Annotated in this window: 23 protein-coding genes; 8 read left to right on the top strand and 15 right to left on the bottom strand. The window is 67.6% G+C overall.

What is annotated here, in order from left to right:
- Positions 1 to 6: 6 nt before the first annotated feature.
- On the bottom strand, positions 7 to 1,275 hold the full coding sequence (locus F0U60_RS40690; RefSeq protein WP_395807982.1) for a pyridoxal phosphate-dependent aminotransferase: 1,269 nt from the start codon (positions 1,273 to 1,275) through the stop codon (positions 7 to 9).
- 256 nt (positions 1,276 to 1,531) lie between these two features.
- On the opposite strand from F0U60_RS40690, the gene F0U60_RS40685 reads away from it, so the two are divergent.
- The gene (locus F0U60_RS40685; protein WP_395807980.1) at positions 1,532 to 1,993 is read left to right on the top strand and encodes a response regulator; all 462 of its coding nucleotides are present in this window, start codon (positions 1,532 to 1,534) and stop codon (positions 1,991 to 1,993) included.
- A gap of 32 nt (positions 1,994 to 2,025) precedes the next feature.
- Entirely contained in the window at positions 2,026 to 4,077 is a 2,052-nt protein-coding gene (locus F0U60_RS40680) for a PAS domain-containing protein (RefSeq protein ID WP_395807978.1), read from the top strand.
- Positions 4,078 to 4,084: 7 nt separating this feature from the next.
- Here the strand turns inward: F0U60_RS40680 and F0U60_RS40675 are convergent, their stop codons facing one another.
- The 5 genes from F0U60_RS40675 to F0U60_RS40655 are packed head-to-tail and all read right to left on the bottom strand — an operon-like array spanning position 4,085 to position 8,041.
- Positions 4,085 to 4,984: an alpha/beta fold hydrolase gene (locus F0U60_RS40675; protein ID WP_395807976.1), complete on the bottom strand. Its 900-nt coding sequence runs from the start codon at positions 4,982 to 4,984 to the stop codon at positions 4,085 to 4,087.
- Positions 4,981 to 6,117: an alpha/beta fold hydrolase gene (locus tag F0U60_RS40670; RefSeq protein WP_395807974.1), complete on the bottom strand. Its 1,137-nt coding sequence runs from the start codon at positions 6,115 to 6,117 to the stop codon at positions 4,981 to 4,983. Before F0U60_RS40670 ends, F0U60_RS40675 begins: the two co-directional genes overlap by 4 nt.
- Before the next feature lie 37 nt (positions 6,118 to 6,154).
- On the bottom strand, positions 6,155 to 6,751 hold the full coding sequence (locus F0U60_RS40665; protein WP_395807972.1) for a TetR/AcrR family transcriptional regulator: 597 nt from the start codon (positions 6,749 to 6,751) through the stop codon (positions 6,155 to 6,157).
- 26 nt (positions 6,752 to 6,777) lie between these two features.
- Positions 6,778 to 7,209 (bottom strand): hypothetical protein, encoded by a 432-nt coding sequence (locus F0U60_RS40660; RefSeq protein WP_395807970.1) that lies wholly within the window; start codon positions 7,207 to 7,209, stop codon positions 6,778 to 6,780.
- A 22-nt stretch (positions 7,210 to 7,231) separates the two neighbouring features.
- Positions 7,232 to 8,041, bottom strand: coding sequence for a hypothetical protein (locus F0U60_RS40655; RefSeq protein WP_395807968.1), 810 nt, complete (start codon positions 8,039 to 8,041; stop codon positions 7,232 to 7,234).
- A gap of 190 nt (positions 8,042 to 8,231) precedes the next feature.
- Here F0U60_RS40655 and F0U60_RS40650 point away from each other — a divergent pair, with 190 nt between their 5' ends.
- Positions 8,232 to 9,071: a glutathione S-transferase family protein gene (locus tag F0U60_RS40650; RefSeq protein ID WP_395807966.1), complete on the top strand. Its 840-nt coding sequence runs from the start codon at positions 8,232 to 8,234 to the stop codon at positions 9,069 to 9,071.
- A gap of 219 nt (positions 9,072 to 9,290) precedes the next feature.
- Here F0U60_RS40650 and chrA read toward each other — a convergent pair whose 3' ends face one another.
- Both chrA and F0U60_RS40640 read right to left on the bottom strand, forming a co-directional pair.
- Positions 9,291 to 10,445 carry a chromate efflux transporter gene (gene chrA, locus F0U60_RS40645; RefSeq protein ID WP_395807964.1) on the bottom strand — a complete coding sequence of 385 codons (1,155 nt, stop codon included), beginning with the start codon at positions 10,443 to 10,445 and terminating at the stop codon, positions 9,291 to 9,293.
- Positions 10,442 to 10,885 carry a DoxX family protein gene (locus F0U60_RS40640; protein ID WP_395807962.1) on the bottom strand — a complete coding sequence of 148 codons (444 nt, stop codon included), beginning with the start codon at positions 10,883 to 10,885 and terminating at the stop codon, positions 10,442 to 10,444. The genes chrA and F0U60_RS40640 overlap by 4 nt, the downstream gene beginning before the upstream one ends.
- A gap of 238 nt (positions 10,886 to 11,123) precedes the next feature.
- Between F0U60_RS40640 and F0U60_RS40635 the strand changes: the two genes are divergently transcribed.
- The 3 genes from F0U60_RS40635 (at position 11,124) to F0U60_RS40625 (ending at position 16,085) form a co-directional block, all read left to right on the top strand.
- Positions 11,124 to 13,223 carry a M13 family metallopeptidase gene (locus F0U60_RS40635; protein WP_395807960.1) on the top strand — a complete coding sequence of 700 codons (2,100 nt, stop codon included), beginning with the start codon at positions 11,124 to 11,126 and terminating at the stop codon, positions 13,221 to 13,223.
- Positions 13,224 to 13,320: 97 nt separating this feature from the next.
- Complete coding sequence (locus F0U60_RS40630; RefSeq protein ID WP_395807958.1) at positions 13,321 to 15,549, top strand: prolyl oligopeptidase family protein; 2,229 nt, start codon at positions 13,321 to 13,323, stop codon at positions 15,547 to 15,549.
- A 116-nt stretch (positions 15,550 to 15,665) separates the two neighbouring features.
- Complete coding sequence (locus F0U60_RS40625) at positions 15,666 to 16,085, top strand: hypothetical protein (protein ID WP_395807956.1); 420 nt, start codon at positions 15,666 to 15,668, stop codon at positions 16,083 to 16,085.
- Positions 16,086 to 16,148: 63 nt separating this feature from the next.
- On the opposite strand, the gene dps is transcribed toward F0U60_RS40625, so the two are convergent.
- Genes dps through F0U60_RS40610 form a run of 3 tightly spaced genes read right to left on the bottom strand, consistent with a single transcriptional unit; the run spans position 16,149 to position 17,831 of the window.
- Positions 16,149 to 16,727 (bottom strand): DNA starvation/stationary phase protection protein Dps, encoded by a 579-nt coding sequence (dps, locus tag F0U60_RS40620; protein ID WP_395807954.1) that lies wholly within the window; start codon positions 16,725 to 16,727, stop codon positions 16,149 to 16,151.
- 15 nt (positions 16,728 to 16,742) lie between these two features.
- Entirely contained in the window at positions 16,743 to 17,270 is a 528-nt protein-coding gene (locus F0U60_RS40615; RefSeq protein ID WP_395807952.1) for a carboxymuconolactone decarboxylase family protein, read from the bottom strand.
- Positions 17,271 to 17,276: 6 nt separating this feature from the next.
- Complete coding sequence (locus tag F0U60_RS40610) at positions 17,277 to 17,831, bottom strand: peroxiredoxin (RefSeq protein WP_395807950.1); 555 nt, start codon at positions 17,829 to 17,831, stop codon at positions 17,277 to 17,279.
- A 225-nt stretch (positions 17,832 to 18,056) separates the two neighbouring features.
- On the opposite strand from F0U60_RS40610, the gene F0U60_RS40605 reads away from it, so the two are divergent.
- On the top strand, positions 18,057 to 19,637 hold the full coding sequence (locus F0U60_RS40605) for a sigma 54-interacting transcriptional regulator (protein WP_395807948.1): 1,581 nt from the start codon (positions 18,057 to 18,059) through the stop codon (positions 19,635 to 19,637).
- A 22-nt stretch (positions 19,638 to 19,659) separates the two neighbouring features.
- Positions 19,660 to 20,505: a DUF3014 domain-containing protein gene (locus tag F0U60_RS40600; protein WP_395807946.1), complete on the top strand. Its 846-nt coding sequence runs from the start codon at positions 19,660 to 19,662 to the stop codon at positions 20,503 to 20,505.
- 6 nt (positions 20,506 to 20,511) lie between these two features.
- Here the strand turns inward: F0U60_RS40600 and F0U60_RS40595 are convergent, their stop codons facing one another.
- The 4 genes from F0U60_RS40595 to F0U60_RS40580 all read right to left on the bottom strand — a co-directional run bounded on the left by F0U60_RS40595 (position 20,512) and on the right by F0U60_RS40580 (position 25,796).
- A complete protein-coding gene (locus F0U60_RS40595) occupies positions 20,512 to 21,318 on the bottom strand; it encodes a GNAT family N-acetyltransferase (RefSeq protein WP_395807944.1) in 807 nt (268 codons plus the stop codon).
- 8 nt (positions 21,319 to 21,326) lie between these two features.
- Positions 21,327 to 23,717, bottom strand: a complete 2,391-nt coding sequence (locus F0U60_RS40590) for a transglycosylase SLT domain-containing protein (RefSeq protein ID WP_395807942.1) — start codon at positions 23,715 to 23,717, stop codon at positions 21,327 to 21,329.
- 331 nt (positions 23,718 to 24,048) lie between these two features.
- On the bottom strand, positions 24,049 to 24,957 hold the full coding sequence (locus F0U60_RS40585; protein ID WP_395807940.1) for a DUF3396 domain-containing protein: 909 nt from the start codon (positions 24,955 to 24,957) through the stop codon (positions 24,049 to 24,051).
- On the bottom strand, positions 24,957 to 25,796 hold the full coding sequence (locus F0U60_RS40580) for a hypothetical protein (protein WP_395807938.1): 840 nt from the start codon (positions 25,794 to 25,796) through the stop codon (positions 24,957 to 24,959). The genes F0U60_RS40585 and F0U60_RS40580 overlap by 1 nt, the downstream gene beginning before the upstream one ends.
- Between the last annotated feature and the right edge of the window lie 21 nt (positions 25,797 to 25,817).

The following is a 25,817-nucleotide window of genomic DNA, read 5'->3' as shown; positions in this document are numbered from 1 at the left end:
GCTCTCTCAACCGGCCGTGTGGCGCAGCACCAGGGACTCCAGTCGACCCAGAGCCTTGTCCAGCACCTCCAGGGAGGGGCCGAAGGACAGCCGCACGTAGTTGCGGAATCGCGAGGGGCGGGCGCGGCGCTTGCCGGGGTTCACGTCGAAGAACTCGCCGGGGACGGTGATGATCTTCTGCTCGAGCGCGGCGCGGAAGAAGCCCATGCCGTCATTGAGCGGGGCGGGCAGTCCGGACACGTTGCCCCAGATGTAGAAGGTGCCATCGGGAGGCCGGTCGGTGCGAATGCCCAGCCGCTCCAGCCGCGAGTGGAAGCGGTCGCGCTTCTCGCGGAAGTGGTGGTTGATGGCGAGCGTCTCCTTCACCACGTTCTGTTCGTCCAGCAGGGGAATCGCGGCGCGCTGCAAGGGACGGCTTCCGCCACCATCGAGGAAGCTGCCCGCGCTCGACACGGCCTCGATGACCTGGCGAGGGCCCAGCGTCCACGTCATGCGCCAGCCCGGGTAGCGCCAGTTCTTGGTGAAGCCGTCGAAGAGGACGATGGGGTCCTTGTTGACGTCCTCCACGTAGCGGGCGGCGCTCTCCACGGGGAGCTGACCGGGGCGGCCCGTCCAGACGTAGTGCGAGTAGAACTCGTCGATGAGCAGGGTGCACTCGAGCTCGCGAGCAACGGACACCCAGCGTGCCAGCTCCTCGCCCTGCACGAGCTTGCCGGTGGGGTTGCAGGGGTTGGAAAAGAGGAGGGCGGAGAGGCCGCGGCCCTGTACCTCGCGGCGGAGATCCTCGTGGGTGAAGGCGTAGCCGCGCTCGCCCTCCAGGAGGATGGGGATGGCGGTGAAGGCCTTGAAGACGTCCAGCAGCTCCTCGTAGGCGGTGTAGTCCGGGAGGAAGTGGCCGAGGTTGACGGAGCCGAGGCTGGCGGCGGCGCGGGTGAGGGCGGCGCGGCCACCCCCGGAGAGGCAGACGTTCTCCGCGCTGTACTGGCTCGGCAGGCCGCGCCGGTAGAGCCGGTTGTAGAGGGAGGCAATGGCCTCGCGGACTTCCCAGAGGCCGGCCACGGGGGCGTACTCCAGGTCGTTCACGTCTATCGAGACGCTGCCAATACGGGGTGGGGCGTTGGGCAGGTCACCCGTCTCGGGTTGCCCCTGGCCGAGGTTGCACCACTCGGGGTCGCCGCCCCGGTAGCCTCGGCGCATGGCCTCGGCGGTGACATAGATGACGCCCGTGCGCGGCACGGTGCGGAACGCTGGCAGGGAGGGAATGTCGTCGCTCACCCGCCAGACGCTAGCGGAGAAGGCGTGTGGCCTTCATCCCTGAATCGCTACTGCGAGTGAGGGCCAGGTGTCGAGCAAGCGGGCGCGGGGTTCTCCTGGATGGTCTCTTCAGCTTGACCTGCCCCGTCCGACGAGAGACAGAAGACGGGTTTCGGGAAGGGGGGGCGCCAGGCTGGGGTGTTGGCCAGTGAAACGTCGTGTCCGTCTCCGTTTTCCGGAGATCGGACCTTTTCGGTAGGCGCTGTAGGAGGCATCGATGGCGGAGCTCAAGCGCGTGTTGCTCGTGGAGGACAGCCCCAATGACGCAGAACTGACGTTGGAGGCGTTCGCGGAGAGCGGGCTCGCCAATGAGGTGGTGTGGGTGCGGGATGGTAGCGAGGCACTCGACTACCTCCACCGCGAAGGGTCCTTCGCGAATCGACCTGATGGGCTTCCGGCCGTGGTCCTGCTGGACTTGAAGATGCCCAAGGTGGATGGGTTGCAGGTGCTCGAGCAGGTGAAGAATCACCCGCAGCTCAAGTCGGTCCCGGTGGTGATGCTCACCAGCAGCAGGGAGGAGTCCGACCTGGCGCGCTCCTACGGGCTGGGCGTCAACGCCTACGTGGTGAAGCCGGTGGGCTTTCCGGAGTTCGTCAGGGCCTTGAAGGAGCTGGGGCTGTTCTGGGCGGTGGTGAATGAGCCGCCTCCGGGTTCGCTTCGAAGGTCGAAGGTTTCCTGAAGGAGCAGGTCACGACATCTCGAGGGCTTCCCATGCACCCACTCGACTTCGGAGAGATCTTCCGGCTCTCGCCCAACCCGTACATGGTGCTTGACCGGCAGCTGCGCTACGTGGCCGCCAACGACGCCTACCTGCGCTCTACTGCGAGCCGATTCGAGGACCTCGAGGGGCGCTTTATCTTCGAGCGCTTTCCCCACGACCCGGACGACCCCAACAACGAGAGTACGCAGATGTTGCGTGTCTCCCTGGAGCGGGTGCTCGCCACGCGGGCTCCGGATGTCCTGGCGCTCATCCCCTACCGCGTCCCCATGAATACCGAGACGGGCATCGTGGTGAAGGAGCGCTTCTGGAGCGCCACCCACACGCCCCTGCTCGATGAGCGCGGAGAGGTGGCCTACATCCTCCAGCACACGGTGGACGTGACGGAGTTGCAGCAGCTCAAGCAGGCCGCCGGCGAGGCCAGGGCGGAGCCGCGTGAGGCCTCGGCTTCCGTGGCCATGGAGGCGGGAGTGCTGGGCCGAGCGAAGATGCTCCAGGAGGCCAACCGGCTGCTCGACTCGGAGCGCCGGCACCTCCGGCTCCTCTTCGAGCAGGCGCCCAGCTTCATGTGCTTCCTGCGCGGAAGGGAGCACGTCTTCGAGCTGGCCAACCCCGCCTACGCTCAGCTGGTGGGACGGCAGGAACTGGTGGGCAAGCCGGTGCGAGAGGCGCTGCCGGAGGTGGTGGGGCAGGGGTTCATCGAGCTGCTCGACCGCGTCTTCTCCACGGGCGAGCCCTTCATCGGCCGTGGCATATGCGTCTCCCTCCAGAGACACGCGGGGGCGCCGCTGGAGGAAGCGTACGTGGACTTCATCTACCAACCCATCCTGGGGGGAGACGGCAAGGTATCGGGCATCTTCGTGCAGGGCCACGACATCACCGAGCAGAAGCGCGTGGAATCAGCGCTCAAGGAGAGCGAGGCGCGCTTCCGCAACATGGCGGACCACGCCCCCGTCATGCTGTGGGTGACGGACCCCACGGGCTTCTGCACCTACCTCAACAAGAGCTGGTACGAGTTCACGGGACAGACCGAGGAGCAGGGGCGGGGCTTCGGGTGGCTGGCTGCCACCCACCCGGACGACCTGAAGCGAGCCGAGGCCATCTTCCTCGCGGCCAACGCGAAGCAGGAGCCCTTCCAGCTCGAGTACCGGCTGCGGAGGAAGGACGGGGAGTATCGCTGGGCCATCGACTCGGCCTCGCCCCGCTTCAGCCCCTCCGGCGAGTACCTGGGCTACATCGGCAGCGTCACCGACATCACGGAGAGCAAGCGCGCGGAGGAGGAGATGCGGCGGTTCAACCAGCAGCTCGAGCGGCGGGTGCAGGAGCGCACCGCGGCGCTGCTGGAGGCGAACAAGGAACTGGAGTCCTTCAGCTACTCGGTGAGCCACGACCTGCGGGCTCCCTTGCGCCACATCATGGGCTTTGCCCAGTTGCTCGAGTCGCGCTCGGGCGCGAACCTGGATGCCACCGCCCGCCGCCACGTGAAGACGATCGCCGATGCGGCCCGGCAGGGCGGCAAGCTGGTGGATGACCTGCTCGAGTTCAGCCGCATGGGTCGCACGGAGTTGAAGAAGGCGCCGGTGTCGCTGCGAGAGCTCGTGGAGGAGGTGCAGCGCGATCTCGCGCCCGAGTTCGAGGGGCGCAAGGTGCAGTGGCGGGTGGGGACTCTGCCGGAGGTACAGGCGGACCCGGCGCTGTTGCGTCTGGTGCTCAAGAACCTGCTGGCCAATGCCCTGAAGTATTCGCGGCCTCGTGAGGAGGCGGTCATCGAAGTGTGGGCCAGCGAAGGGGAAGGCGAGACCGAGGTGTGCGTGCGGGACAACGGGGTGGGCTTCGAGATGCAGTACGTCGACAAGCTCTTTGGCGTCTTCCAGCGGCTGCACCGGCCCGAGCAGTTTGAAGGGACAGGAATCGGCCTGGCCAACGTGCGACGCATCGTTGCTCGTCACGGAGGGCGCACCTGGGCGGAGGGGGTGGTGGATCAAGGAGCCACCTTCCACTTCACCCTGCCGCACGCGGAGGTGGCGCGGCCCCTCTCCGCCTGATGTCTCCTCAGCCGCGGACCAGCGCGGCGAGGATGTCCTTCCAGTGGGAGTAGAGGGAGAAGTGCCCGCCTCCCTGCAGGAAGTGGGGCACCGTGCTCGGGATGCGCGCGTGCAGGTAGCGTCCCATCTGCAGCGGCACGATGGAGTCTCCCTCCCAATACCAGAGGTGCACGGGGATGCGGATGTCCTCGAGCGGGAAGCCCCACGGTGAGGTGAGCAGCCGGGCCTCTTGAATCATCCCCTGCACGCCCTGGCGCGAGGCCTCGAAGCGGAAGCCCTTCACCTGGGCGGCGATGGCTGGATCCGACAGCAGCGCCCGGTCATCCGCCGAGCACTCCTTCATCAACGTCTCCAGCGCGCGCTCGGGCTTGCGGCGGACGGTCTGGTCGTGCAGCGACATCACCGGTAGCAGCAGCCAGCCCGGCCACATGGCCATGCTATAGGCGGCGCGGTAATCCCGGTTGACGCCCGCCATGGCCCCGGAGCGGTTGAAGGGCGCCGAGCCGGAGACGATGGCCGCGCCCGTGAGCCGCTCGCCCAACCGGTACGCGCAGGCCGCCACGTAAGGGCCTCCCGCGGACACGCCCATGACGGCGAAGCGGCCCAGTCCCAGGGTGTTGGCCAACTGCTCGATGTCCGCTGGCATGTCCAGCAGCGTGCGGCCCTTCTTGAAGTCAGACTTCCCGTAGCCCGGCCGATCCGGGGTGATGAGCCGCACGCCCAGGCTCGCCGTGAGGCCGTCATCCGGATGCCGCATGTAGCGGGAGCCCGGGTTGCCGTGCATGAAGATGACCGGCATGCCCTCCAGGTTTCCGGACTCGACGTAGGCCAGCGTGCGCCCGTCGCGCAGCCGGATGGCGCCCTCTCGCGATTGCACCGCGCTCTCTCTTGCCCGCGCCTCGTTCATTCACCTGCCTCCAGCACCTGCGAGCGTTGTCCCATCCAGGCGGAGATGCGGGGCCACACCTTCACCGGCGACTTGCTGGACGCCGACAGGCCGATGTGGCCCACCGGGAAGCGCATCGTCTCGCAGTCCTTCGTGCCCACCAGGTCCGGCAGCGGCTCGCTCATGGCCGGCGGGGCGATGTTATCCTGCTCCGCGATGATGTTGAGCACGGGGCACCGGATGTTGCCCAGGTCCACGCGCTCGCCACCCACCTCCATGCGGTTCTGGCAGAACAGGTTCTGCTGGTAGCAGTCGCGGATGTACTGCCGGTAGACCTCGCCGGGGAACGGGACGGCATCCGAGCCCCAGCGCTCCAGGGCGAGGAAGGTGGTGACGAAGCCCGGGTCATCGATCTGCCGGCATACGTCGAGCCACTTGGTGATGCGCTGCACGGGGCCGGCCATGAAGAAGCCGCTCTCCAGCACGTAGGTGGGCACGTTGCCGTAGGCGTCCACCAGCGAGTCCACGTCGAAGTGCCGCTGCTGCGTCCACAGCGAGTAGATGCCGCCCTTCGTGAAGTCCACGGGGGTGGCTTGCACCACCAGGTTGCGCACGCCCTCGGGATAGAGCGAGGTGTAGGCCAGCGCCATGGTGCCGCCCATGCAGTAGCCGTAGAGCGTCAGGTCGTCGCTGCCGCTCACGCGCAGCGTCCAGCGCACGGCGGAGCGCAGGTGCCCGCCGAGCAGCTCGCTCCACGTGAGGTTCTGCTCGTCCTGCCCGGCAACGCCCCAGTCGATGGCGTAGACGTCATAGCCCTGTCGGGTGAGGTACTCGATGAGGCTGCGGCCGGGCAGGAAGTCGAGGATGTACCAGCGGTTGATGAGCGAGTAGACGAAGAGGATGGGCGTGCGGAAGCGGCGCCGGGGCGAGGCGTAGCGCAACAAGCGCATGCTGCCGCGCGTGTACACCACCGAGTGCGGGGTGGGGCTGATGGGCGGCTCGCGGACGTTGGCGGCCTTCTCGATGAAGGGCTTGAGGTACGGGTAGGGGTTGATGGAGCGGTCCTGCAGGGCCTGCGCGAGCGAGCGCGAGACGTCGACCTGGGACGAGACGAACGAGCGGATCCGCTGGATGGCTTGGGCGGGCCGATTCACGAGAGAGCTCCGGGTATCAGGTAGCCGCTACCATAGCTCAGGGCTTGAAGAGCCGCAGGATGGTGTCGGTGGAGGGAAACGGCGTCTTCCTCAGCTGGGGGAAGATCTGCGTCAGCGCGAGCCCCTGCACTGTGGCCAGGAAGGTCCGCGCGAGCTCTGTGGCCGGGACGTTCACGATCTGCCCCGCCTTCTGTCCGGACTCGATGAGCTCCTCGAGGTGCCGGTTGAACTGGGTGCTGTAGCGGTCCAGGGCCTGCTCCACCACAGCGGGGACGCTCTCGCTGGCATGCGCCTGCACGAGGATGAGGGGAATCGAGGGCTCCTCTCGGATGCCCTCCAGAAGCCGAGTGCAGACATAGTGGAGCTGCTCCCAGGGTGTTCCGGGTCTTCGCCTCGCCGAGGCGAGCAGCTCGATGCCACCCCGCACGGCCTCCTCCACGAGTGCGGCGAACACGGACTCCTTGTCCGGAAAGTAGTGGTAGACGAGCCCGTAGCTGATGCCCGCGGCGGCGGCGAGGTCCGTCATCTTGGTGGCCGCCAGCCCCCGGCGAGCGAAGACCTCGCGCGCCGCCTTCAGCAGTGCGCGCCGCCGCTCCTCCTTCAGCCGCTGGTTCTGTTCTGCGGTCCGAGGCATGGGAGACCTCGTGGGTCCCAAGAGACCTACCGGGAGGAAGGCGTCCGGCGGCGGCGGGGCGCGGGGGTGGAGGAGGGGGCCGGCTGCTGCTCCTGGCGCTCCAGCAGCTCGACGACGTGCTCGAGCTGCGAGCCCAGTGCCTCGACCTGATCGCCCATGCGGCGCAGCTGGTCGCGCAAGGCCTCGACCTCGGAGGCGGTGGGCACGCGCAGCGAGTGCAGCGTCTTCTCCATCATCGATGCGCGGCGGATCTGCTCGGTGAAGCCGCGGCGCATGAGGCCGCCGCTGACGCGCAGGAAGGTGGGGCTCTCGGCGAGGCGCGCGGCCACCTGGGTGAGACCCCGCTCGGCCTTGGCGAAGACCTGGCCCGAGCGGGTCTCCGGGCTGGTGAGCTGCCCGACCTTCTTCAGGGCACGGGCGAGCAGGCCAGGGGAGGGACGGGAGTCTGGGGCGGTCATGCCCCGGAATCCTACCTCGGACTCAACGAACGATGGGCACCGTCACCGGCTCCTTATCGTCGATTTCGACCTCCACCTTGCCCACGCGCCACAGCACTTCACTGAAGGTGACCCTGAGCCGGCGGCCATCCGCGGTCGTGATGAGGGCCTCGCCCTTCTTGGGCAGGAACTCGCCCACCTCGTACTGCAGCTCGGTGAGGGTGATGTGATCCGTGCCCAGCGGCCCGGAGACCTCGGCGGGCCCATCGAATACGAGCGTGGTGCCGCCGATGAGCGGCAGGCCATTGTCGCGCAGGCCCACCCGACCGTTCACGCTGTAGCTGCTGCCGGCCCGGCCTGGGAGGGCGCCCGCTGCCTCGGTCCAGAAGCGCTTCTCGTCGCCGCAGGTGCCGTAGCCCACCTTGGCCTCGAGTGACTCGCCATCCACCTTCAGCCTGCGTAGATCGGCGAAGACGTCCATCCGCTCCTCGCCTCCCTGGAAGATGAAGGCGCTCTGGCCGGACACGGTGTGCCCGTTCACGGTGCAGTGGGCCTCGGGGAAGGAGAGCACCACCTCGTCCGAGGTGTCGTCCAGGGCCTTGGCGGTGGCGGTGACGCAGGCCACCTGCACCTGGACACCGTCGGTGACCTTGCCCACGAAGGTGCGCCGCGGCTCGCCGCAGGTGTAGACGGGGAGAAGTCCGAGCAGCTCGAGCGCCGTGCGGGCCTGATGCGCCGCGTGGACCGCGAGGTCCACCCGAACCCTCGCGTCTTCGATCTCCTCCTTCGAGGGCAACTCCCGGCCGCAGGCGGTGGAGAGGAGGACGAGGGCGAGGCACGTAGGAATTCGCATGGGACAGCTCCGCTGAGAGGGGACCCGGCTGCACTGGGCTCCGGACGGATGTTCATGAGAGCAACCCGCGTGCCCTTCGTGCAAACCCGCGAAGCCTCGAGGCTTGGTCTGGCTCCCGTGCAGGGGGTTGCACAGTCTGGGGGTGGATTCGTCACGCTCGGACGGTTGTACCGGGAGGAGCGGGAACGGCATGCTCCCGGCAACCCGAGGCCCCGACATGCCCCCGCCAGAGATCACCCTCTACCAAATCCCCATCTCGCACTACTGCGAGAAGACCCGCTGGAACCTCGACGCCAAGGGACTCTCTTTTCGCATCGAGAACCTGATTCCCGGCCTGCACCGCCTGGTGACGAAGCGTCTGACGAAGGGGGGTCGAGGCACCGTGCCCGTGATGGTGGATGGGGGGACCGTCGTCGCTGATTCGACCGACATCGCCCTGCACCTGGATCGAGCCCATCCCTCGACGCCCGCGCTGATACCGACCGCGGGGCCCGAGCGCGAGCGGGTCCTCGAGCTGGAGGCCTACTACGACGAGGTGGCTGGCAAGCACGTGCGCCGCTGGGTGTACGCGAAGCTCTTCGCCAGTGACGCGGACATCAAGTCATTCATGTTCAACGCGTTCACGCCGCCGCTGCGCCTGGTCGGGTCCGCGATGCTCCCCCTCATCAAGGCGGCCATCCGGCGCCAGTACACGCTGACGCCCGACAAGGTGGAGGAGTCGCGTGTGAAGATCCTGGAGGGAATCGAGCGGCTGGAGCGGGAGATTCAAGGAGACCCCTCGCGCTATCTGGTGGGCGAGTCTCTGTCGATCGCGGATATCACTGCAGCGGCGCTCTACGGTCCGCTGATGGCGACGGAGGGTTCTCCGTACGCGGTGCGACCCGGAGAGATCGTACCGCTCGAGATCGCCGAGCTGCGCGCGGCCATCCAGGCGAGGCCCGCGGGCCAGTGGCTGCTGCGGCGCTACAAGGAGGATCGTCGGCGACTGGCTCGTGGATTCGTCACGCGCTCCGAGGCGGCGAACGGCTGATCCCTTTCAGGTAAGTCCGCGAAGATTTCCCCTCTCCCTTCGGGAGAGGGACGGGGTGAGGGTGCCAGGGCCTCGGGTTGAACCCCGTGTTTACACTGAGGGCCACGGGTTGGAAGAACGGGCTCGGATACCCTCACCCCAACCCTCTCCCAGGGGGAGAGGGAGCATTCATCCCCTTCGGTCACTTTCCCCTGAAGGGGGTTAAGGCCGCCGCCCTGGTCAGAGCACCCAGAGGCGCAGCAGGCCCACCGCCGCGCCTCCCAGCACGAGCCACGCGGAGTTGACGCGGTAGCGGATGAGCAGCACGGCGCTGAGGAGCGCGAGGCCCACGGTCCACACGTCCACCAGCGCGGCGCGCCCGAGCTGCCAGGTGACAGTGGCCATCAGCGCGAGCGAGGCCACGTTGACGCCATCGAGGAAGGCGCTGGCCACCCACGAGCGGCGCATGCGGGGCACGAGCGGTCCGCTCACCGCGACGAAGAAGAAGGCGGGCAGGAAGATGCCCACGGTGGCCACCACCGCTCCCGAGGGCCCCCCCAGCACGTAGCCGATGAAGGTGGCCGTGGTGAAGACGGGCCCGGGGGTCACCTGGCCCACCGCCACCGCGTCGAGCAACTGCGCCTCGGTGAGCCAGCCCCAGCGCTCCACAAGGTCCGCGCGCAGGAAGGCCAGCAGCACGTAGCCGCTGCCGTAGAGGATGGAGCCCACCTTCAGGAAGAAGAGGAAGAGTCCACTGAGGTTGAATCCCTGGGCTGCCGTCGCCGCCACCACTCCTCCCAGCGGCAGGCCCGGGAGGAGCGCCTTCACGGAGGGGGCCACGCCTCCGCTCTCGCGTCTTCGGGCCACCAGACGACACAGCGCCACGAAGCCGCCCGCCAGGACCAGCAGGAGCAGCTCGTTCACCCCGAGGAAGCCCAGCGCTACGCAGGCGATGCCCACCCCAGCCAGCAGCTTTGTCTTCGCCGCTCCGCGCGTCAGTCCCCAGATGGCCTGGAGCACCACGGCGATGATGACGGGCTTCACACCGTAGAGGAGGTTCGCCACCTGCGGCAGTTGGCCGAAGCGCGTGTACACCCAGCCAATGGCTGACACGATGAGGAACGCTGGGAGGATGAAGCAGGTGCCCGCCACCACCAGCCCGCTCCAGCCGGCGCGCCGGTGGCCGATGTGGATGGCCAGCTCGGTCGAGTTCGGTCCGGGGATGAGGTTGGCGGCTCCGAGCAGATCCAGGAACTCCTCGCGCGTGAGCCACTGACGGCGCCGGACGACCTCGTCCTCCATCATGGCGATGTGGGCCGCCGGGCCGCCGAAGGCTGTCGTTCCCAGCCGGAGGAAGAGCAGCGCCAGCTCCCGCAGCGCGCCGGGCTCGCTCATGTCCGGTTCCCCGTGCGAGCCGAGAGCCGAGCATCCAACGACCTCGGCCCCGCCCCGACGAGGAGCAGGAAGAGGGAGCCAAGCAGCATCGAGAAGTCCGTCCGGGAGTCGTGCGCCATGTTCCAGAAGCCACGCTGCAGGAGGATGGGCACCTTCGTGCTGGCGATGGCCACGAGCATGTTGATGATCAGCGGCACCGCCGCCAGCCGCGTCATGAGTCCGAGCAGCAGGAGCGTGCCCCCGACGATCTCCACCACTCCAACGAAGGGAGCCAGCACCTCCGGAGCGGGAAGGCCAATCTTCGTGAAGCGGCCGACCCCCAGCTCTCCGGGGAAGAGGAACTTCTGGATGCCCTCGGAAAGGAAGACCGCGCCCACCATCACCCGGATGAGGAGGGTGGCGGGTGGGGCGTCACTGTGCAGAAGCCGGTCGAAGCGCATGCTCATCCTCCCTTTGTCGCGGCGCATCATCTGCCACGGGGGAGAGCCTGGAGGATGAAGAATCCGTCACGACCCGGCGTGTCGGAAGGGGCTACTGGGAGCGGGTGGACGTTGCGCTCCCGGCCCGGGCAGCATGCGCGCCTCCGAAGGGGGGTGGAATCCCGGGCGTCCTGGGAATTCCCCGTCGCTTCCGGAGTTACCTACTTTCGTCCCACTCGACACAGCACAGTGAGAGCGCATGAACAGCATGAAGTTCCTCCGTCATTCCTGGGCTAGCGGCACGCTCGGCGCCTGCCTCCTCCTGGGGTGCACGGCTACAACGCGCAACACCCCGCCGGACGCGACCATGCAGCAGCAGACCCCGACCGCCCAGACCGCGAAGCCCCGGGCGCTCGGTGTCGAGATGAAGTACTTCGACACCAGCGTGCGCCCGCAGGATGACTTCTTCCGCTACGTCAACGGCACGTGGCTGAAGACGGCGCAGATCCCCGCGGACAAGGGCCGTTACGGCTCCTTCATCGAGCTGCGCGACAAGAGCGAGGCCGCCCTTCGCGCCATCATCGAGGAGGCCGCCGCCGCCCAGGACACGAAGGCCGGCTCCGACCTGCAGAAGGTGGGTGACCTGTACCAGAGCTTCATGGATACGGCGCGCATCCAGTCGCTTGGCGTTGAGCCGGTGCGTCCGGACCTCGCCCGTGTCGCCGCGCTCAAGGACAAGAAGGATCTGCCGGAGCTGATCGGCTCGCTGGCACGTCTGGGCGTCCAGATGCCGTTCTCCACCTACGTGGGTCAGGACGCGAAGCAGGCGGACCGCTACATCGTCTACGCCAACCAGAGCGGGTTGGGCCTGCCGGACCGCGACTACTACTTCAAGCAGGAGCCTCGCTTCGTCGAGACGCGCGCCGCGTACCTCACCTATATCGAGACGCTGCTGCGCCTGGCGGGTGAGAAGGATCCCGCGGGTGGGGCCAAGGCCATCCTGGCCCTGGAGACCTCGCTGGCGGAGAAGCACTGGGATCGCGTGCGCAACCGCGACCGCGAGGCCACCTACAACCTCAAGAGCGTCGCCGAGCTGGACAAGCTCACGCCGGGCTTCTCCTGGTCACGCTTCCTCCAGGCCGCGGGCGAGGAGAAGACGCCGGGCGTCATCATCCGCCAGCCGGACTACTTCCAGGCCCTGGCTTCGACGCTGGCCAGCACGCCGCTGCCCACGCTCAAGACGTACCTCTCCTTCAAGGTGCTCGACAGGTACGCGCCCCTGCTGAGCAGCCCCTTCGAGGAGGCCCACTTCGTCTTCTACGGCAAGACGCTCCAGGGCCTGCAGGAGAACCGCCCCCGCTGGAAGCGCGGCGTGGAGACGGTGGAGCTCGCGCTGGGCGAGGTGCTCGGCAAGCTCTACGTGGACCGCCACTTCAGCCCCGAGAGCAAGGTCCGCATGCAGGAGCTGGTGAAGAACCTGCGTGTGGCCTTCCAGAAGGGGATTGATCAGCTCGAGTGGATGAGCCCCTCCACCAAGGCCCAGGCCCAGGCCAAGCTGGCGAAGTTCAACGTGAAGATCGGCTACCCGGAGAAGTGGAAGGACTACTCCGCGCTCACCATCGACAAGGGCGATCTCATCGGCAACGTGCGGCGCTCCAGCGAGGTCGAGTTCCGCCGCAACGTGGACAAGCTCGGCAAGCCCATTGACCGGCTCGAGTGGGGCATGACGCCGCAGACGGTGAATGCCTACTACAGCTCGACGATGAACGAGATCGTCTTCCCGGCCGCCATCCTCCAGCCGCCGTTCTTCAACCCCGAGGCGGATGACGCCACCAACTACGGCGCCATCGGCGGCGTCATCGGGCATGAGATCAGCCACGGCTTCGACGACCAGGGCAGCCGCTCCGACGGTGACGGCAACCTGCGCGATTGGTGGACCGCGGAGGACAAGACCGCCTTCCAGCAGCGCACCACCATGCTCGCCGACCAGTACAGCGCCTTCAGCCCGCTGCAGGGCCTGAACGTCAACGGCAAGCTGACGCTGGGCGAGAACATCGGCGACCTGAGCGGCCTGACCGTGGCCTACAAGGCCTACAAGCTGTCCCTGGGAGAGCAGGGCGCTCCGGTCATCGAGGGCTTCACCGGGGATCAGCGCTTCTTCCTGGGCTGGGCCCAGGTGTGGCGCACGCTCAACCGCGACGACGCGCTCCGGCAGCAACTGCTCACGGATCCGCACTCCCCGGGCGAGTACCGGGTGAACGGCGTGGTGCGCAACATGCCTGAGTTCTACTCGGCCTTCGGCGTGAAGGAAGGCGATGGCGCGTACCTGCCGCCCGACAAGCGCGTGAAGGTGTGGTGAACGCGTCCTGAGGGTGCGCGCCCGGGGGCGGTTCCGACGCGGTGAGTCATGCCCCGTTTCGGAAATACGTCCCCGGGCTGGTAGGTTCGCGCGCACCATGAAAATTCGCGCATTCTCCGCCGTCGCGTGCGCCCTCTGGCTCACGCACTGCAGCCATGCCCCGACGCAGCTGGAAGCCCAGGCCCCCAGCGCGTCGCAGGCCTCCGAATCCGGGGCCGCCTCGTCCGCCACTGCCCAGGCTCCTGTTCGTCTGCGCTATCCGATGGCGCGCAAGGACACCGTGGTCGACAACTACCACGGTACCGAAGTGGCCGATCCGTACCGCTGGCTGGAGAACCCGGACTCCCCCGAGTCTCGCCAGTGGATTGAAGCCGAGAACCAGCTCACCTTCGGCTATCTGGAGAAGATCCCCGTTCGCGCCCGCATCAAGCAGCGGATGACCGAGCTGTGGGACTACGAGAAGTACGGGGTGCCCTGGCGTGAGGGCTCCCGTTACTTCTTCAGCCGCAACAACGGCCTGCAGAACCAGTCGGTGCTCTACACGGCCGACTCGCTCGGAGCCGAGCCCCGGGTGCTGCTCGATCCGAACACGCTGTCCGCGGATGGCACGGTGGCCCTGGCGGGCGTGGACATCACCCAGGATGGCAACCTGCTGGCGTACGGCGTGGCCTCCGCCGGCAGTGACTGGAAGGAGATCCGCGTGCGTGACGTGCGCACGGGCAAGGATCTGCCGGACATCGTCAAGTGGGTGAAGTTCTCGGGTTCTTCGTGGACGAAGGACGGCAAGGGCTTCTTCTACAGCCGCTATGACGAGCCCAAGGCCGGCGAGGCGCTCAGCGGGACCAACTACTACCAGAAACTCTACTTCCACAAGCTGGGCACGCCGCAGAGCGAGGACGTCCTCGTCTACGAGCGCAAGGACCAGAAGGAGTGGGGCTTCGGCGGCCACGTCACCGATGACGGGCGCTACCTGGTCATCAACGTCACGCGCGGCACCGAGCAGAAGAACCTCGTCTTCTACAAGGACCTCAAGGACCCCAAGGCCAAGGTCGTCGAGCTCCTCAAGGAGTGGGACGCCGAGTACGGCCTGATCGGCAACGACGGTCCGCTCTTCTGGTTCCAGACGGACCTGGACGCGCCGCGTGGCCGCGTCGTGGCGATCGATCTGCGCAAGCCGGAGCGCAAGAACTGGAAGGAGGTCATCCCCCAGGGTGAGGAGACCCTCTCCACGGTGAGCCTCGTCAACGACCAGTTCCTCGTCAACGTGATGAAGGACGCGCACTCGCAGGTGCGCCTGTACTCGCGTGACGGCAAGCCCGCGGGCGAGCTGCCGCTGCCGGGCCTGGGCACCGTCTTCGGCCTTGGCGGTAAGCGCGAGGACACGGAGACCTTCTACGCCTACTCCAGCTACACCTCGCCGACCACCATCTACCGCTATGACTTGAAGAAGGGTCAGAGCGAGGTGTTCAAGGCGCCGACGGTGAAGTTCGACCCGTCGCAGTACGAGACGAAGCAGATCTTCTACACGAGCAAGGACGGCACCCGCGTCCCCATGTTCCTCAGCCACAAGAAGGGGCTGAAGCTGGATGGGACGAACCCCACGCTGCTCTACGGCTACGGCGGCTTCAACGCGCCGATGACGCCGGGCTTCAACGTGGCCAACCTGGTGTGGATGGAGCAGGGCGGCGTCTACGCCGTGGCCAACCTGCGCGGCGGTGGTGAGTACGGCCGCGAGTGGCACGAGGCCGGCACGAAGCTGAAGAAGCAGAACGTCTTCGACGACTTCATCGCCGCGGCCGAGTGGCTCATCTCCAACAAGTACACGTCCACCCCGCGTCTGGCCATCAACGGTCGGTCTAACGGTGGCCTGCTGGTGGGCGCGGCAGTGACGCAGCGTCCGGACCTGTTCGGCGTGGCCCTGCCGGGCGTGGGCGTGATGGACATGCTGCGCTTCCACAAGTTCACCATCGGCTGGGCGTGGACGAGCGACTTCGGCTCCGCGGAGAACCCGGAGGAGTTCAAGGCGCTCCATGCGTACTCGCCGCTGCATAACCTGAAGCCGGCGCGCTACCCCGCGATGCTCGTCCACACCGCGGACCACGATGACCGCGTGGTGCCGGGCCACAGCTTCAAGTTCACGGCGGCGGCCCAGGCGGCGCAGACCGGCGAGGCCCCGGTGCTCATCCGCATCGAGACCAAGGCCGGCCATGGCGCGGGCAAACCCACGAGCAAGATCATCGAGGAGTACACCGACCTGTGGGCCTTCTCGCTGCACCAGATGGGCCTGGGTGGCGAGCAGTCCGTCGCGGGTGATCAGGCCCGCTAAGGGCCAGAGAAGGCGAGCGGGCGTCCGGGCCCTGCTCGGAGTGCCCGCTCGCCGCCTTGCCTCCGACTGGAGGGCATCCACCTTGTTCGGGGACGACTCGGACAAGGAGATGCAACGTGAAGAAGCTTTCCATCCTGGCTGCCACCGCGGTGCTCGGTCTCTGGGGCTGTGCCAACACCTCGAAGGCGCGGAGCGCTGACGAGCCCTCCATGGAGGAGATCATCGGCGAGGAGCAGGCTCGCCAGGATCGTCAGGGCGCGCCCACCGTCTATGACGGCGAGACCTCCAGTGACAGTGGCTCCCACAGCACGGTGACCACTCCGGACGGGCAGAAGTGGGATGTCCAGGAGGAGCCCGGCGGTGACGAGCCGAAGACCCCGGCTCAGGACCAGGCCACCGGTGGCTCCGGTGATGCGGCCAGTGGCTCCGGTGATGCGGCCGGTGGCTCCGGCGACGTGAAGGAGGACTCCCAGGTCATCGATGAGGGTCCGACCGACGATGCCGCGAACCAGACGGACGAGGCTCCGCGGCAGTAAGGCACACCTGCTTCCAGGAGCCCGGGCCAGACTCGGCTCCTGGAAGGAGCGGGGTGTCCGGGCTCAGCTCTCCAGCGAGGCGCGCAGGAACCAGGCGTGCTTCTCGAACTCGGTGATGATGCCGGTGAGCAGGTCCACCGTGTCCGTGTCCTGGTGCTGCTCGGCCACCTTGCGGCTCTCGCGCACGCCGGTCAGGTACGCCTCGATGCGCTCGGCCAACAACCGCACGTGCTCGAGGTCCTTCGTCGTGTCCTGTGGATAGTCCGGGATGCGGCTCGTCTTCGCCACGTGCCGGGTCGTTCCGTACGCCTTCCCACCCAGCGTCACCGCGCGCTCGGCGACGGAGTCGTTGTGGGTCGCCAGGCTGACGGCGAAGGTCTCGAAGAGCGGATGGAGCGCCGCGAACTGCGGGCCCTTGATGTTCCAGTGGGCGACCTTGATCTGACTGTGCAAGTCCAGACCATCGGCCAGCCGCTCGTTGAGGGTGGCGGAGACGGCGGAGCGGGTCTGCTCGGGAAGAGGGCTCGGGCTGCGGTACATGCGTTCGTTCCTTTCGTGTTCGTTTGCTTCTTTGGATGCGTGGACGCCAAAAGCGACGCGCCCCCCGGCGTTTCCACCGGAGGGCGCGTCTGATGTCAGCATGAAGCGGAACGCCTACTACGACTCGAGACCCACCGCCGCCGCGTGGATGACCGCGGCGATGCGGACGGCGTCGTGCACCTGGTCCTCCGAGAGGCCGCCCTCGATGACGACCTTCTCGTGGGCCTGGACGCACGTCTCACAGCCGTTGATGGCGCTCACCGCCAGGCAGACGAGCTCGAAGTCCACCTTGTTGGTGAGCACCTGCACCAGCCGATTCATCCGCAGGCCGGCCCGCTTGGTGGAGTACGACTCCTTCCCCACCATGTGGCGGAACCGGTAGTAGACGTTGTTCATCCCCATCAGCGAGGCCGCGGCGCGCGCGTCCTCGATGACGTTCTCGGCCTTCTCGCCCAGCGCCTGACGGGCCTCGTTGAGCAGGGCCTTCTTGAGCAGCTCATTGCGAGCCGCGTAGGCACTGCCCACCGCCACCCCCCAGCGCTGCTCGGGGGTGAGACTGTTGTTCTCCAGTACCGACTGGAGATTCAGCCGGGTGTCCCTGTGGGCATCCGCCAACTCACCACGAACGACTTCGAGCGACGCCATGGCGTATTACCCCGCCTTCGCCAGCTTCTTGGTGAGGGTCTCCTCGCCCTTCTGCCAGTTGCAGGGGCAGAGCTCGTCCGTCTGGAACGCGTCCAGCGTGCGGAGCACCTCGCTCACGTTACGGCCCACCGACAGGTCGTTCACCGACACGTGCCGGATGATGCCCTGGGGGTCCACGATGAAGGTCGCGCGCAGCGCCACGCCCGCTTCCTTGTGCAGGATGCCCAGCGCCGCGCTCAGCTCGCGCTTGATGTCCGCCAGCATCGGGAAGGGCAGGTTCTTCAGGTCCGGGTGGTGCGTGCGCCACGCGTGGTGCACGTACTCGCTGTCGGTGCTCAGGCCGAGCACCTGCGCGTTGCGGTCCTGGAAGTCCTTATCGCGCTTACCGAACTCGGCGATCTCGGTCGGGCAGATGAAGGTGAAGTCCTTGGGCCAGGCGAAGAGGACCAGCCACTTCCCCTTGTAGGAGTCCTGGTTGATGTCCTTGAACTCCTTGCCCTTCTCGAGGCTCACGGCGGCCGTGAGGTTGAACGCGGGAAGCTTGTCGCCAACGGTCAGCATTTGGTTCGACTCCTTCGGGGTTGAGGCCCGCCTGCTGGCGGGCCGGACAGGTTCGATTCGCGTACTACTTGGAGCAGCGTTCGTGCCAGGGAAACTCCACCAATGATTCCAGAGGGTTGACTCCTTCCCACTTCACGAACGACGCTGCCGGTTCGGTACATACCGAAATATCGGTGACCGACGCCACTGACATTTCGGTGGCGCTCCGGTTATTTAAGCTGACGCATGGCGGATGACATCGTTGCGCTGACACGGGCGGAACTTCGTAGGGAAGCCCGGGACCTGATCGAGCTGGCGACCTCGGAAGAGACGGTGGCGGAGCTGTTGCGCCGGGGCCTGGACTGGCTCACGCGCGTGGTGCGCTTCGACCTGGCGACGCTCTTCTTGTTGCGAGAAGGAAAGCTGGTGGCGGTGGCGGCGCGGGGGCCGCTGGCCTCGGAGCAGGTGCGGCGCCACGAGCTGAAGCTGACGGACTTCCCCACGCTGCGCCAGGCCCTGGAGACGCGCCGGGCGCGGGCCTTCACCCACGAGGACCATGCGCACGGGGACGGAGATCCCTTCGATGGGGTGTTGGACCTGCCGCCGGGGCACTCGTGCATGGTGGTGCCGTTGTGCGCGGGGGAGCGTTGCTACGGGCTGCTGACCTTGGACCGGACCGAGTGCGAGACATACCCGCAGGCGGTGGTGGATTTGGTGGAGGTGTACGGACAGATGCTGGCCACGTCGCTGCAGGAGACGGAGCAGAAGAGCACCTTCGAGCAGCTGCACCGGAGGGAGCACGAGCACGCGCGGCTGCTGGAGGCGCAGCTGGGCGGGGATGAGGTGGGGGTGCTGGAGACGTCGCGCAACGCGGCGGTGCGCGAGCTGGCGCGGCGGGCACGGCAGGTGGCGGAGACGGAGACGCCGGTGCTGGTGCTGGGCGAGACGGGCACGGGCAAGGAGCGGCTGGCTCGAGCGGTACACCGCTGGAGCGCTCGGGCAGAGGGGCCCTTCGTGACGCTCAACTGCGCGGCCATCCCCGCGGGGTTGTTGGAGAGCGAGCTGTTCGGCCATGTGAAGGGGGCCTTCACGGGCGCCACGCGGGACAGGGCCGGTCGCTTCCAGATGGCGCATGGAGGCACGCTCTTCCTGGACGAGGTGGGCGAGCTGCCGGTGGAGCTGCAGGCCAAGCTGTTGCGTGCCTTGCAGGAGAAGACCTTTGAGCCGGTAGGGAGCGACCGCACGGTGCGCGCGGACGTGCGGATCCTCGCGGCCACGCACGTGGACCTGCAGAAGGCCATCGCCGAGCGGCGCTTCCGGGAGGACCTGTACTACCGGCTGAGCGTCTTCCCCCTACGGCTGCCTCCCTTGCGCGAGCGGCTCGAGGACCTGCCGCAGCTCTGCGCGTTCCTCTTGGAGGAGCAGGCGCGGCGCACCGGGCGGCGAGGCGTGAGGGTGACGCCGGAGGGAATCGCCCGCCTCGCGGCGTACGACTGGCCGGGCAACATCCGCGAGCTGGCCAACGCGCTGGAGCGCGCCACCATCCTGTCGCGCAAGCCGGAGCTGGGCGCCGAGGCGTTCGATCTGCCGCTGCGCGTGCCGGAGACGGTGGACGGCACGGTGGAGGCTCCGCCGCTGCAAGCGGGCGCGGTGCCCACGCTGGAGGAGGTGCAGCGCCAGCACATCCTCCGTGTGCTGACGCTGACGCAGGGCCGCATCTACGGCCCGGGAGGCGCCGCGGCGTTGTTGGGTCTCAAACCCTCCACGCTGCAGAGTCGTATGAAGAAGCTGGGAATCGCCCGGTTGGAGCAATACGTGGCGAAATAGACACCCCCTTCCTGGAGGAATCATGAGCGACCCGCAGCCGCAGCAGCCTCGAGACGGCGCACCTCAGCCCGCCGCCCCGTCGCGCAAGTCCTTGCTCATCGCCCTCGGCCTCGGCGTGGTGGCCTTCCTGGGTATTGGCGGGTACCTGCTGTGGAGTGGGAAGGAGGCGCCGACTGCCGCCCCGGCTTCGCCTCCCGCGCAGCCTGTGGCGGCCGCGGAGCCGTCCACTCCCGATGCTGGGGCCGAGGCACCGCCAGCCCAGCGCATGCCGCCCCTGGGGCAGAGTGATGTCCGCGTGCGCGAGCTCGTGGGCCTGCTGTCCCCCGAGCCCCTGATGCAGAAGTGGCTCGCCTCCACCGAGGACCTGGTCCGGCGCTTCACCTCGTCCGTCGGCAACATCGCCGAGGGCGAGAGTCCGCGCGCCGCGCTCTCGTTCATGGCGCCTCCGGGGGCCTTCCAGGTCGTCGAGCGCGATGGCCGCACGGTCATCGCCCCCGAGAGCTTCGCCCGCTATGACCCCGTGGTGCGCGTCATCACCTCGCTCGATACGCAGACGAGCGCGCACACGTACAAGGCGCTCAAGCCGCTCATCGACGAGGCCTACGGGGAGATCAGCCGCCCCGGTCAGCGCTTCGACCAGACGCTCTCCCAGGCCATCCAGCGGATGCTCGACACCCCGGTGCCCGAGGGGGACCTGGAGGTGGTGGACACGCCGGGGGTGAACTTCACCTACGCGGCCCCGGAGCTGGAGCAGCTCAGCGCTTCGCAGAAGCACCTGCTGCGCATGGGGCCGGCCAACGCTCGTGCGCTCCAGGCGAAGCTGCGCGAGCTGCAGGGGGCGCTTGCGCTGCCCTCCGCCAGCCGCTGAACCGCCTCACCCGCGCGGTGGAGGCTCTGCCATGTAGAAGTGGAAGCGCGTGACGGCCCGGTACCCCATACGACGGTACACGGGCAGTCCCGCCGGGGTGGCGTGTAGCACCGTGCGCTCGATTCCCCAGGCCTGCTTCGCCTCGGCGAGCGCGTGGCGCATGACGGCCTCAGCGCAGCCGAGCTGCCGATGCGAGGGGAGGGTGGCCACCATCGCGATGTAGGCCACGTCCTGCACCCGGATGACGGCGGCGCTGGTGGCGGCCTCGCCCTGGCGGTAGCCGACGAAGCCCTTGCTGTCGCCCGAGAAGAGGCCCGGCACATCGAAGGCCTCGCGCCCCACCGGGAGCGGCACGTCGTAGCAGAGGGAGTTGACGTCGGAGAGATCGCTCCGCCCCCGCGAGTCCTTCGCCTGGCGCACGTCCATCACCGGCAAGGGCCGCATGGCGGGTGCGAGGCGCTCGGCCACCATGCCCGTGGCCACCAGGGACGGCTTGAGCCCATGTGGCGCGAAGAGCGCGGCGGCTCGCTCACGCAGCCGGGACGGTACCCAGTCCTCGCACAGGGCCAGCATCCATCCCCGCCCCTTGGGGAGGAAGAAGCGGGCAGCAGCTGCTGCGGCCCGCTCCAGCGCCTCCTCCGTCTCCACCGGGGCCGGAACGAAGGCCGCGTTCATCATCGACCAGGACACATTGCTCGACGCGATGCTCACCTCGGGCAGGTCGAGCACTTCTCCGGCGACGCTGTTCCTGGCGAAGAAGCGCCAGGAGTCATGGAACTGGGTATTGGACTCGTGGATCTCGTCGATGGACATGCGGGGGCTCAGCGCGAGCCCGCATTATTGGAGCCGCGCTCCCCGAAGGCCAGCGTGGTGAAGGAGGAGGCGTAGAGCAGCTGGTAGGCCGCTGCGCTGCCGAGCACCCGCTTGACGTAGAGGCGCGTCTCCTCCACGGGAATCCGCTCCACCCACTCGTCCAGCTCGGAGTCCGGGAAGCGCGACAGCCAGCGGTCCACCGCGCCAGGGCCCGCGTTGTAGCTGGCCACCGCGTAGGCCGGGTTGCCCGCGAAGCGCCGCTGCAGGCTGCCCAGGTATGCCGAGCCGAGGCGGATGTTCTCCCGCGGCTCGAGCAGCGCCGAGGGCGTGGCCAGCGGCACGTTGAGCTGGCGTGCCACCGCGAAGGCCGTGGCCGGCATGAGCTGGGACAGCCCCAGCGCTCCCGTGGGCGAGCGCGCGTTGGGGTTGAAGGCGCTCTCCTCGCGGATGAGGGCCTGCATGATGTCCGGGTGCACGCGCGCCGCGCGGCTGTGCTGCACCACCAGGTTGCGGAAGGCGTGCGGGTAGGCCGCCGCGTAGATGAGGCGTGTCTCGGCCTCGGTGGGCGCGGCCAGTCCTTCACGCCGCAGGGCCCAGGCGATGCTGCGTGCATACCGCTCGTAGCCGGACGCGTGGAGGATGTGGAAGAGCAGCCGGATGGACTCCTCGCTGCGACCCTTGCGGTCCACGGCCAGCAGCTCCGAGGGCGCCTCGCGGTGCTCCAGCTTCAGCAGCTCGATGCCGGTGACGAAGTGCGGATCCTGCGCGAGGTTGCCCGCATCCAGCGGCCAGACGTCCGCGTTGGCGAGGGGGCTGCGCAGCCGATCCAGCACGGCACGGGCCCGCTCTGGAGCCTCGTGCGTCAGGCGCGAGCGCGCCAGCAGCCCGTACCAGGTCGCCGCGCCCTCGGCCGCCACCCGCTCCATCAGCGCGTGCGCCTCCACGGGGCGGTTGAGCGCCAGCAGCACGCGCGAGCGCCAGTAGCGAGCCCGCTGCACCGACTCGTGCGTGGAGCCCTTGCCCTTGAGCTCCTCGATGCGCGTGAGTGCCTCGAGCGCCGCTTCGTTCTGGCCCTCCGCGCGGTGCACCATGAAGCGCTGGAAGAGGGCCTCGGACGCGAAGTTGCCGTCCGGGTGGTGGGCGATGAGCTGGTCCAGGTAGCCCATGGCCGCCACCTTGTTGCCCAGCTCCAGCGACTTGTGCGCCGCGTAGAAGAGCGCGTCATCCGCGTACGCATGCTGCGGATAGTCCTGCGCCAGCTTCAGGTAGGTGGGGATGGAGCTCTCCGGTTCCACCACCGATTCCGAGTAGCCCAGCACGTACAGCGCGCGCGGGCGGAGGTTGGCGTCCTGGCACTGCTCGACAACGGGCCTCAGCGCGCGGATGGCCAGCGCGTGCTTGCGCTCCTTGCGCAGGGCCGTGCCGTAGGCGAACTGCGCGCGGCAGGCGAGCGGATCCGGCAGCTCCATCTTCGGAAGCAGCCGCTCCAGGATGTCCATCGCCTCGTGGTTGTGGTGCAGGGAGAGCAGCGTCTCGGCGCGCGCCACCTTCCACTTGGGCACGTAGGGCAGGTCGCGCAGCCCCTTCACGGCCGCGGAGGACTCTTTGGAGAAGGGATGGAGTGCCCACACCGCGAGGTGCGCCCGGTGCTCGCCGTTGTAGTCGGCCTGGTAGCGCGCCAGCCGGGCAATGGTCAGCCACGCCTCGGCCTGCGCGGGGTTGTTGGGCTTGGGTGACTCCGTCTGGACGATGGGGGTGAGCGCCGCCACGGCCCCGGCGTAGTCTCGCTTCTTCTTCTCGAGGATGTACGCCATGCCGAAGCGAGCATCCTCGTAGCGCCGCGCGCCCGGGGACACGGCTCCGTAGTGCTGGATGGCCTCGGTCCACTTGCGCATCCGCTCATAGGCGCGCGCCGCCTCGAAGTGGCAGTAGTCGCGCAGGGGCGGATGCGCCTCCGCCAGCGATGCGAACTCCTCGGCCGCCGTGGCCCACTGGCCCATGCGCAGCGCGCTCATCGCCCGGAGGTAGCGCACCGGCGGCGTGGCCTCGTGGGTCTCCAGCAACTGGCGCGCGGTGCGGTAGCGACCCCGGTCATACGCGGCCTTCGCCTTCGCGAGCTCTCCCTCGGCGAAGTAGGACTTGATGTCCGAGCGCTCAAACTTGCGCACCCACTGGCGCTCACCGGGAGCCACCGGCTCCGCGGGCCCGATGGTGAACTCGGGCGGGGCCTCCTCGCTCTCGCTGTCCAGCGAGGAGTCCAGCTGGGGCCGGGAGGAAGCGCTCTCGGCGAGATTGGAGATGTCTCCGTCCTTCTGCTGGACCGTGCTCTGCGGTCCAGACGCCGATTCCTCGGCCCGGGCGGGCGCCACCCAGAGGGCGGCAACGAGTGGCCAGCTCATCAGCGGGCTCGTGTGCCGCAGGATGCCTCGGAGCGTTGCGTGTTCCAGTCCCACGACCATTCCCCTTGTTCGAGGCACGCATATCGCGTGAGGGCCTAGAACTAGCGACGGCCCGCAGGCACCGGGAGTGTGGGAGTGTGGCGCTATGCGCGCGTGCGTTGTCTCGTGCACGGCTCACATCCCTTCCGGAGGGCAGGCGAGCAAGCTGCGCAACAGTGCCTCCGTGGGGCTCGCTCCCTCTCAAAATCTGGGAACGCGAGTCCTCATGCGCCGAGGGTTTTCACGCGTGTCGCAGTGTCATCTCGTGAACGTTGGCGCTGTGCGGCGAACGTCAGTCGAGGAAACGGCGCTCCCACCGACGGAGATCCTCTTCGCTGAAGCCATCCCAGAGCGGGCGTTCCCTGTACAGCCAGGGTTCCAGCACATGCGCCAGCTCGCGGTAGGCGGGGAGCGTGTGGCTCTTCTCCGTGTCGCCTGCCTCCGGCCACTTCCCCAGTGTCACCAGGGCCTGAGCTTCGTTGAGTTCCTGTACGGAGATGTCGGGCGAGTGTAGGCGCGCGCGCAGGCTCGAGGTGCCTCCCAATTCTCCCAACACGGATTGGCCCAGGAAGTTCAGCCAGTGCACGCCGTCCACCCGTGTACCAATCGAGGATGCAGCGGAGCGTGCTCCTGGAATGTCCAGGCCCGGGTACCGGAAGGCCAGATCGCGGATGGGGCGGGTGATACCGAGGAGGGTGTCCGGGAAGTGGAAGCAAAGGCCTGCATGGCCGGAGTTGAAGGGCAGTTCCGCCGCCAGCTTCAGTGCCAGCTCTCGCACGCGCCCAGGGCCGTGCTCCTCCAGGTATTCAGTGGGGAGGAAGAAGGTCACTGCGCTTGCGGGGTCCCCCTCATGAACCTTGAGCAGAAGGCCGTCGTAGAGGAACTCGTAGCCCGTGGTTTCACTGGGAGATTCGCTCAGCCACGGATAAGCGGCGGGCTCCTCGAACAGATGCTGGCGGATGTATGCCCATCCCTTGTCATCGAGCTCATCCCAGTCACCCGTGTACGGATCGGCATACCAACCAAGATCATGGGGCTTCACCGCGCGGCGATACATCTCTAGGGCGCGTATCACCTGCTGCACTATCTCCTGGTGGGAGTGCTTCATGTAGAAGGTGATGCTCACGCTCTCCCGGATGCACAGGTAGCGTTTCTCCCCAATACTCCTGTCGATACGTATGCGCGGGTAGTGTTCGCTCATCACTGAGCTCCCTTGGGAGTAATGGGTTTGGGCTTACTCTTGCCTCCAAGGAGCGCGTCCGCGTACATCTTTTCCTGGTTCTTTGGATGGTGGGGATGGCCCTTTGCGTATGCTCCCCAAGAAGGAGCGTTGTCGGCGGGGCAGGGGAACTTGAAGTCATAGACGCGCTGAGCCTGATTCGGGTTTCCCGATGCGTGAAGGACGATATCGGGAACCAATGCGCCCCAGAGCTTGCTGGTCAGCCCGAGCTGTAGCCACTCCTCCACCTGCTCGGGGTTGATCCACCGCCACTGTCCCGTGTTCGGGTCCTTCTGGTAGGTCGGCTCCACGCGGACGTTCTCCGAGAAGCGTTCCGCGAAGACTTTTCGTGCGCAGTCGAGGGCCAGTGCATGCTTCTTGGTCCCTAGCTCCATGGCTCGTGTCACCTCCCTGGTTCCCTCTCGGCGTACCACCTTCTTGCACTGCTCCCGAGTGGGCTCCTGCCCCCGGAGCTCTTCATCCTCCTGGTTGACCTGCTCGTTCGCCGCCCGGGCGCAATCGGTCAGGGCTCGTTCGATGATTTTGATGTCCGCCTCCTGCAGCATCATCGCCACGGTGGTGGTGGCGCGAACCGCGCTCGTAGCGCGTGACAGCCAGGGGATGATGGCCTCTTCTCCCGGCGGAGTGGTGTAGCAGGCGGGGTTGCGCAGGCAGCCGCTCGTCGCCGAGTCCGTGGTCTGCGCGTAATGGCCAGCACTCCCCGCCGGCCCGCCCGTGGCGCATCCGGTCAGCAGCAAGAGAACGAGCAGGCTCGGCTGTCGGCTACTTCTCGGCCTTGGGGCCATGGGCCGGGTGGACATACCTCGACTTCCTCCAGGTGC

It is taken from the genome of Archangium minus, assembly GCF_044360475.1.
GTDB classification, from domain to species: Bacteria; Myxococcota; Myxococcia; order Myxococcales; family Myxococcaceae; genus Archangium; species Archangium minus.
Note: the sequence above shows the minus strand (reverse complement) of the source record. Positions and strands in the feature narration are given on the sequence as shown.

Excerpts from the sequence above, each read along its gene's own strand:
- F0U60_RS40660 (WP_395807970.1), bottom strand. The coding sequence starts at position 7,209 with ATGACCGCCCCAGACTCCCGTCCCTCCCCTGGCCTGCTCGCCCGTGCC.
- F0U60_RS40630 (WP_395807958.1), top strand. The coding sequence starts at position 13,321 with ATGAAAATTCGCGCATTCTCCGCCGTCGCGTGCGCCCTCTGGCTCACG.
- F0U60_RS40680 (WP_395807978.1), top strand. The coding sequence starts at position 2,026 with ATGCACCCACTCGACTTCGGAGAGATCTTCCGGCTCTCGCCCAACCCG.
- F0U60_RS40635 (WP_395807960.1), top strand. The coding sequence starts at position 11,124 with ATGAACAGCATGAAGTTCCTCCGTCATTCCTGGGCTAGCGGCACGCTC.
- F0U60_RS40640 (WP_395807962.1), bottom strand. The coding sequence starts at position 10,885 with ATGCGCTTCGACCGGCTTCTGCACAGTGACGCCCCACCCGCCACCCTC.
- F0U60_RS40585 (WP_395807940.1), bottom strand. The coding sequence starts at position 24,957 with ATGAGCGAACACTACCCGCGCATACGTATCGACAGGAGTATTGGGGAG.
- F0U60_RS40610 (WP_395807950.1), bottom strand. The coding sequence starts at position 17,831 with ATGCTGACCGTTGGCGACAAGCTTCCCGCGTTCAACCTCACGGCCGCC.
- F0U60_RS40665 (WP_395807972.1), bottom strand. The coding sequence starts at position 6,751 with ATGCCTCGGACCGCAGAACAGAACCAGCGGCTGAAGGAGGAGCGGCGG.
- F0U60_RS40580 (WP_395807938.1), bottom strand. The coding sequence starts at position 25,796 with ATGTCCACCCGGCCCATGGCCCCAAGGCCGAGAAGTAGCCGACAGCCG.
- F0U60_RS40675 (WP_395807976.1), bottom strand. The coding sequence starts at position 4,984 with ATGAACGAGGCGCGGGCAAGAGAGAGCGCGGTGCAATCGCGAGAGGGC.
- F0U60_RS40605 (WP_395807948.1), top strand. The coding sequence starts at position 18,057 with ATGGCGGATGACATCGTTGCGCTGACACGGGCGGAACTTCGTAGGGAA.
- F0U60_RS40590 (WP_395807942.1), bottom strand. The coding sequence starts at position 23,717 with ATGAGCTGGCCACTCGTTGCCGCCCTCTGGGTGGCGCCCGCCCGGGCC.
- F0U60_RS40600 (WP_395807946.1), top strand. The coding sequence starts at position 19,660 with ATGAGCGACCCGCAGCCGCAGCAGCCTCGAGACGGCGCACCTCAGCCC.
- dps (WP_395807954.1), bottom strand. The coding sequence starts at position 16,727 with ATGCTGACATCAGACGCGCCCTCCGGTGGAAACGCCGGGGGGCGCGTC.
- F0U60_RS40615 (WP_395807952.1), bottom strand. The coding sequence starts at position 17,270 with ATGGCGTCGCTCGAAGTCGTTCGTGGTGAGTTGGCGGATGCCCACAGG.
- F0U60_RS40595 (WP_395807944.1), bottom strand. The coding sequence starts at position 21,318 with ATGTCCATCGACGAGATCCACGAGTCCAATACCCAGTTCCATGACTCC.
- F0U60_RS40655 (WP_395807968.1), bottom strand. The coding sequence starts at position 8,041 with ATGCGAATTCCTACGTGCCTCGCCCTCGTCCTCCTCTCCACCGCCTGC.
- F0U60_RS40650 (WP_395807966.1), top strand. The coding sequence starts at position 8,232 with ATGCTCCCGGCAACCCGAGGCCCCGACATGCCCCCGCCAGAGATCACC.
- chrA (WP_395807964.1), bottom strand. The coding sequence starts at position 10,445 with ATGAGCGAGCCCGGCGCGCTGCGGGAGCTGGCGCTGCTCTTCCTCCGG.
- F0U60_RS40685 (WP_395807980.1), top strand. The coding sequence starts at position 1,532 with ATGGCGGAGCTCAAGCGCGTGTTGCTCGTGGAGGACAGCCCCAATGAC.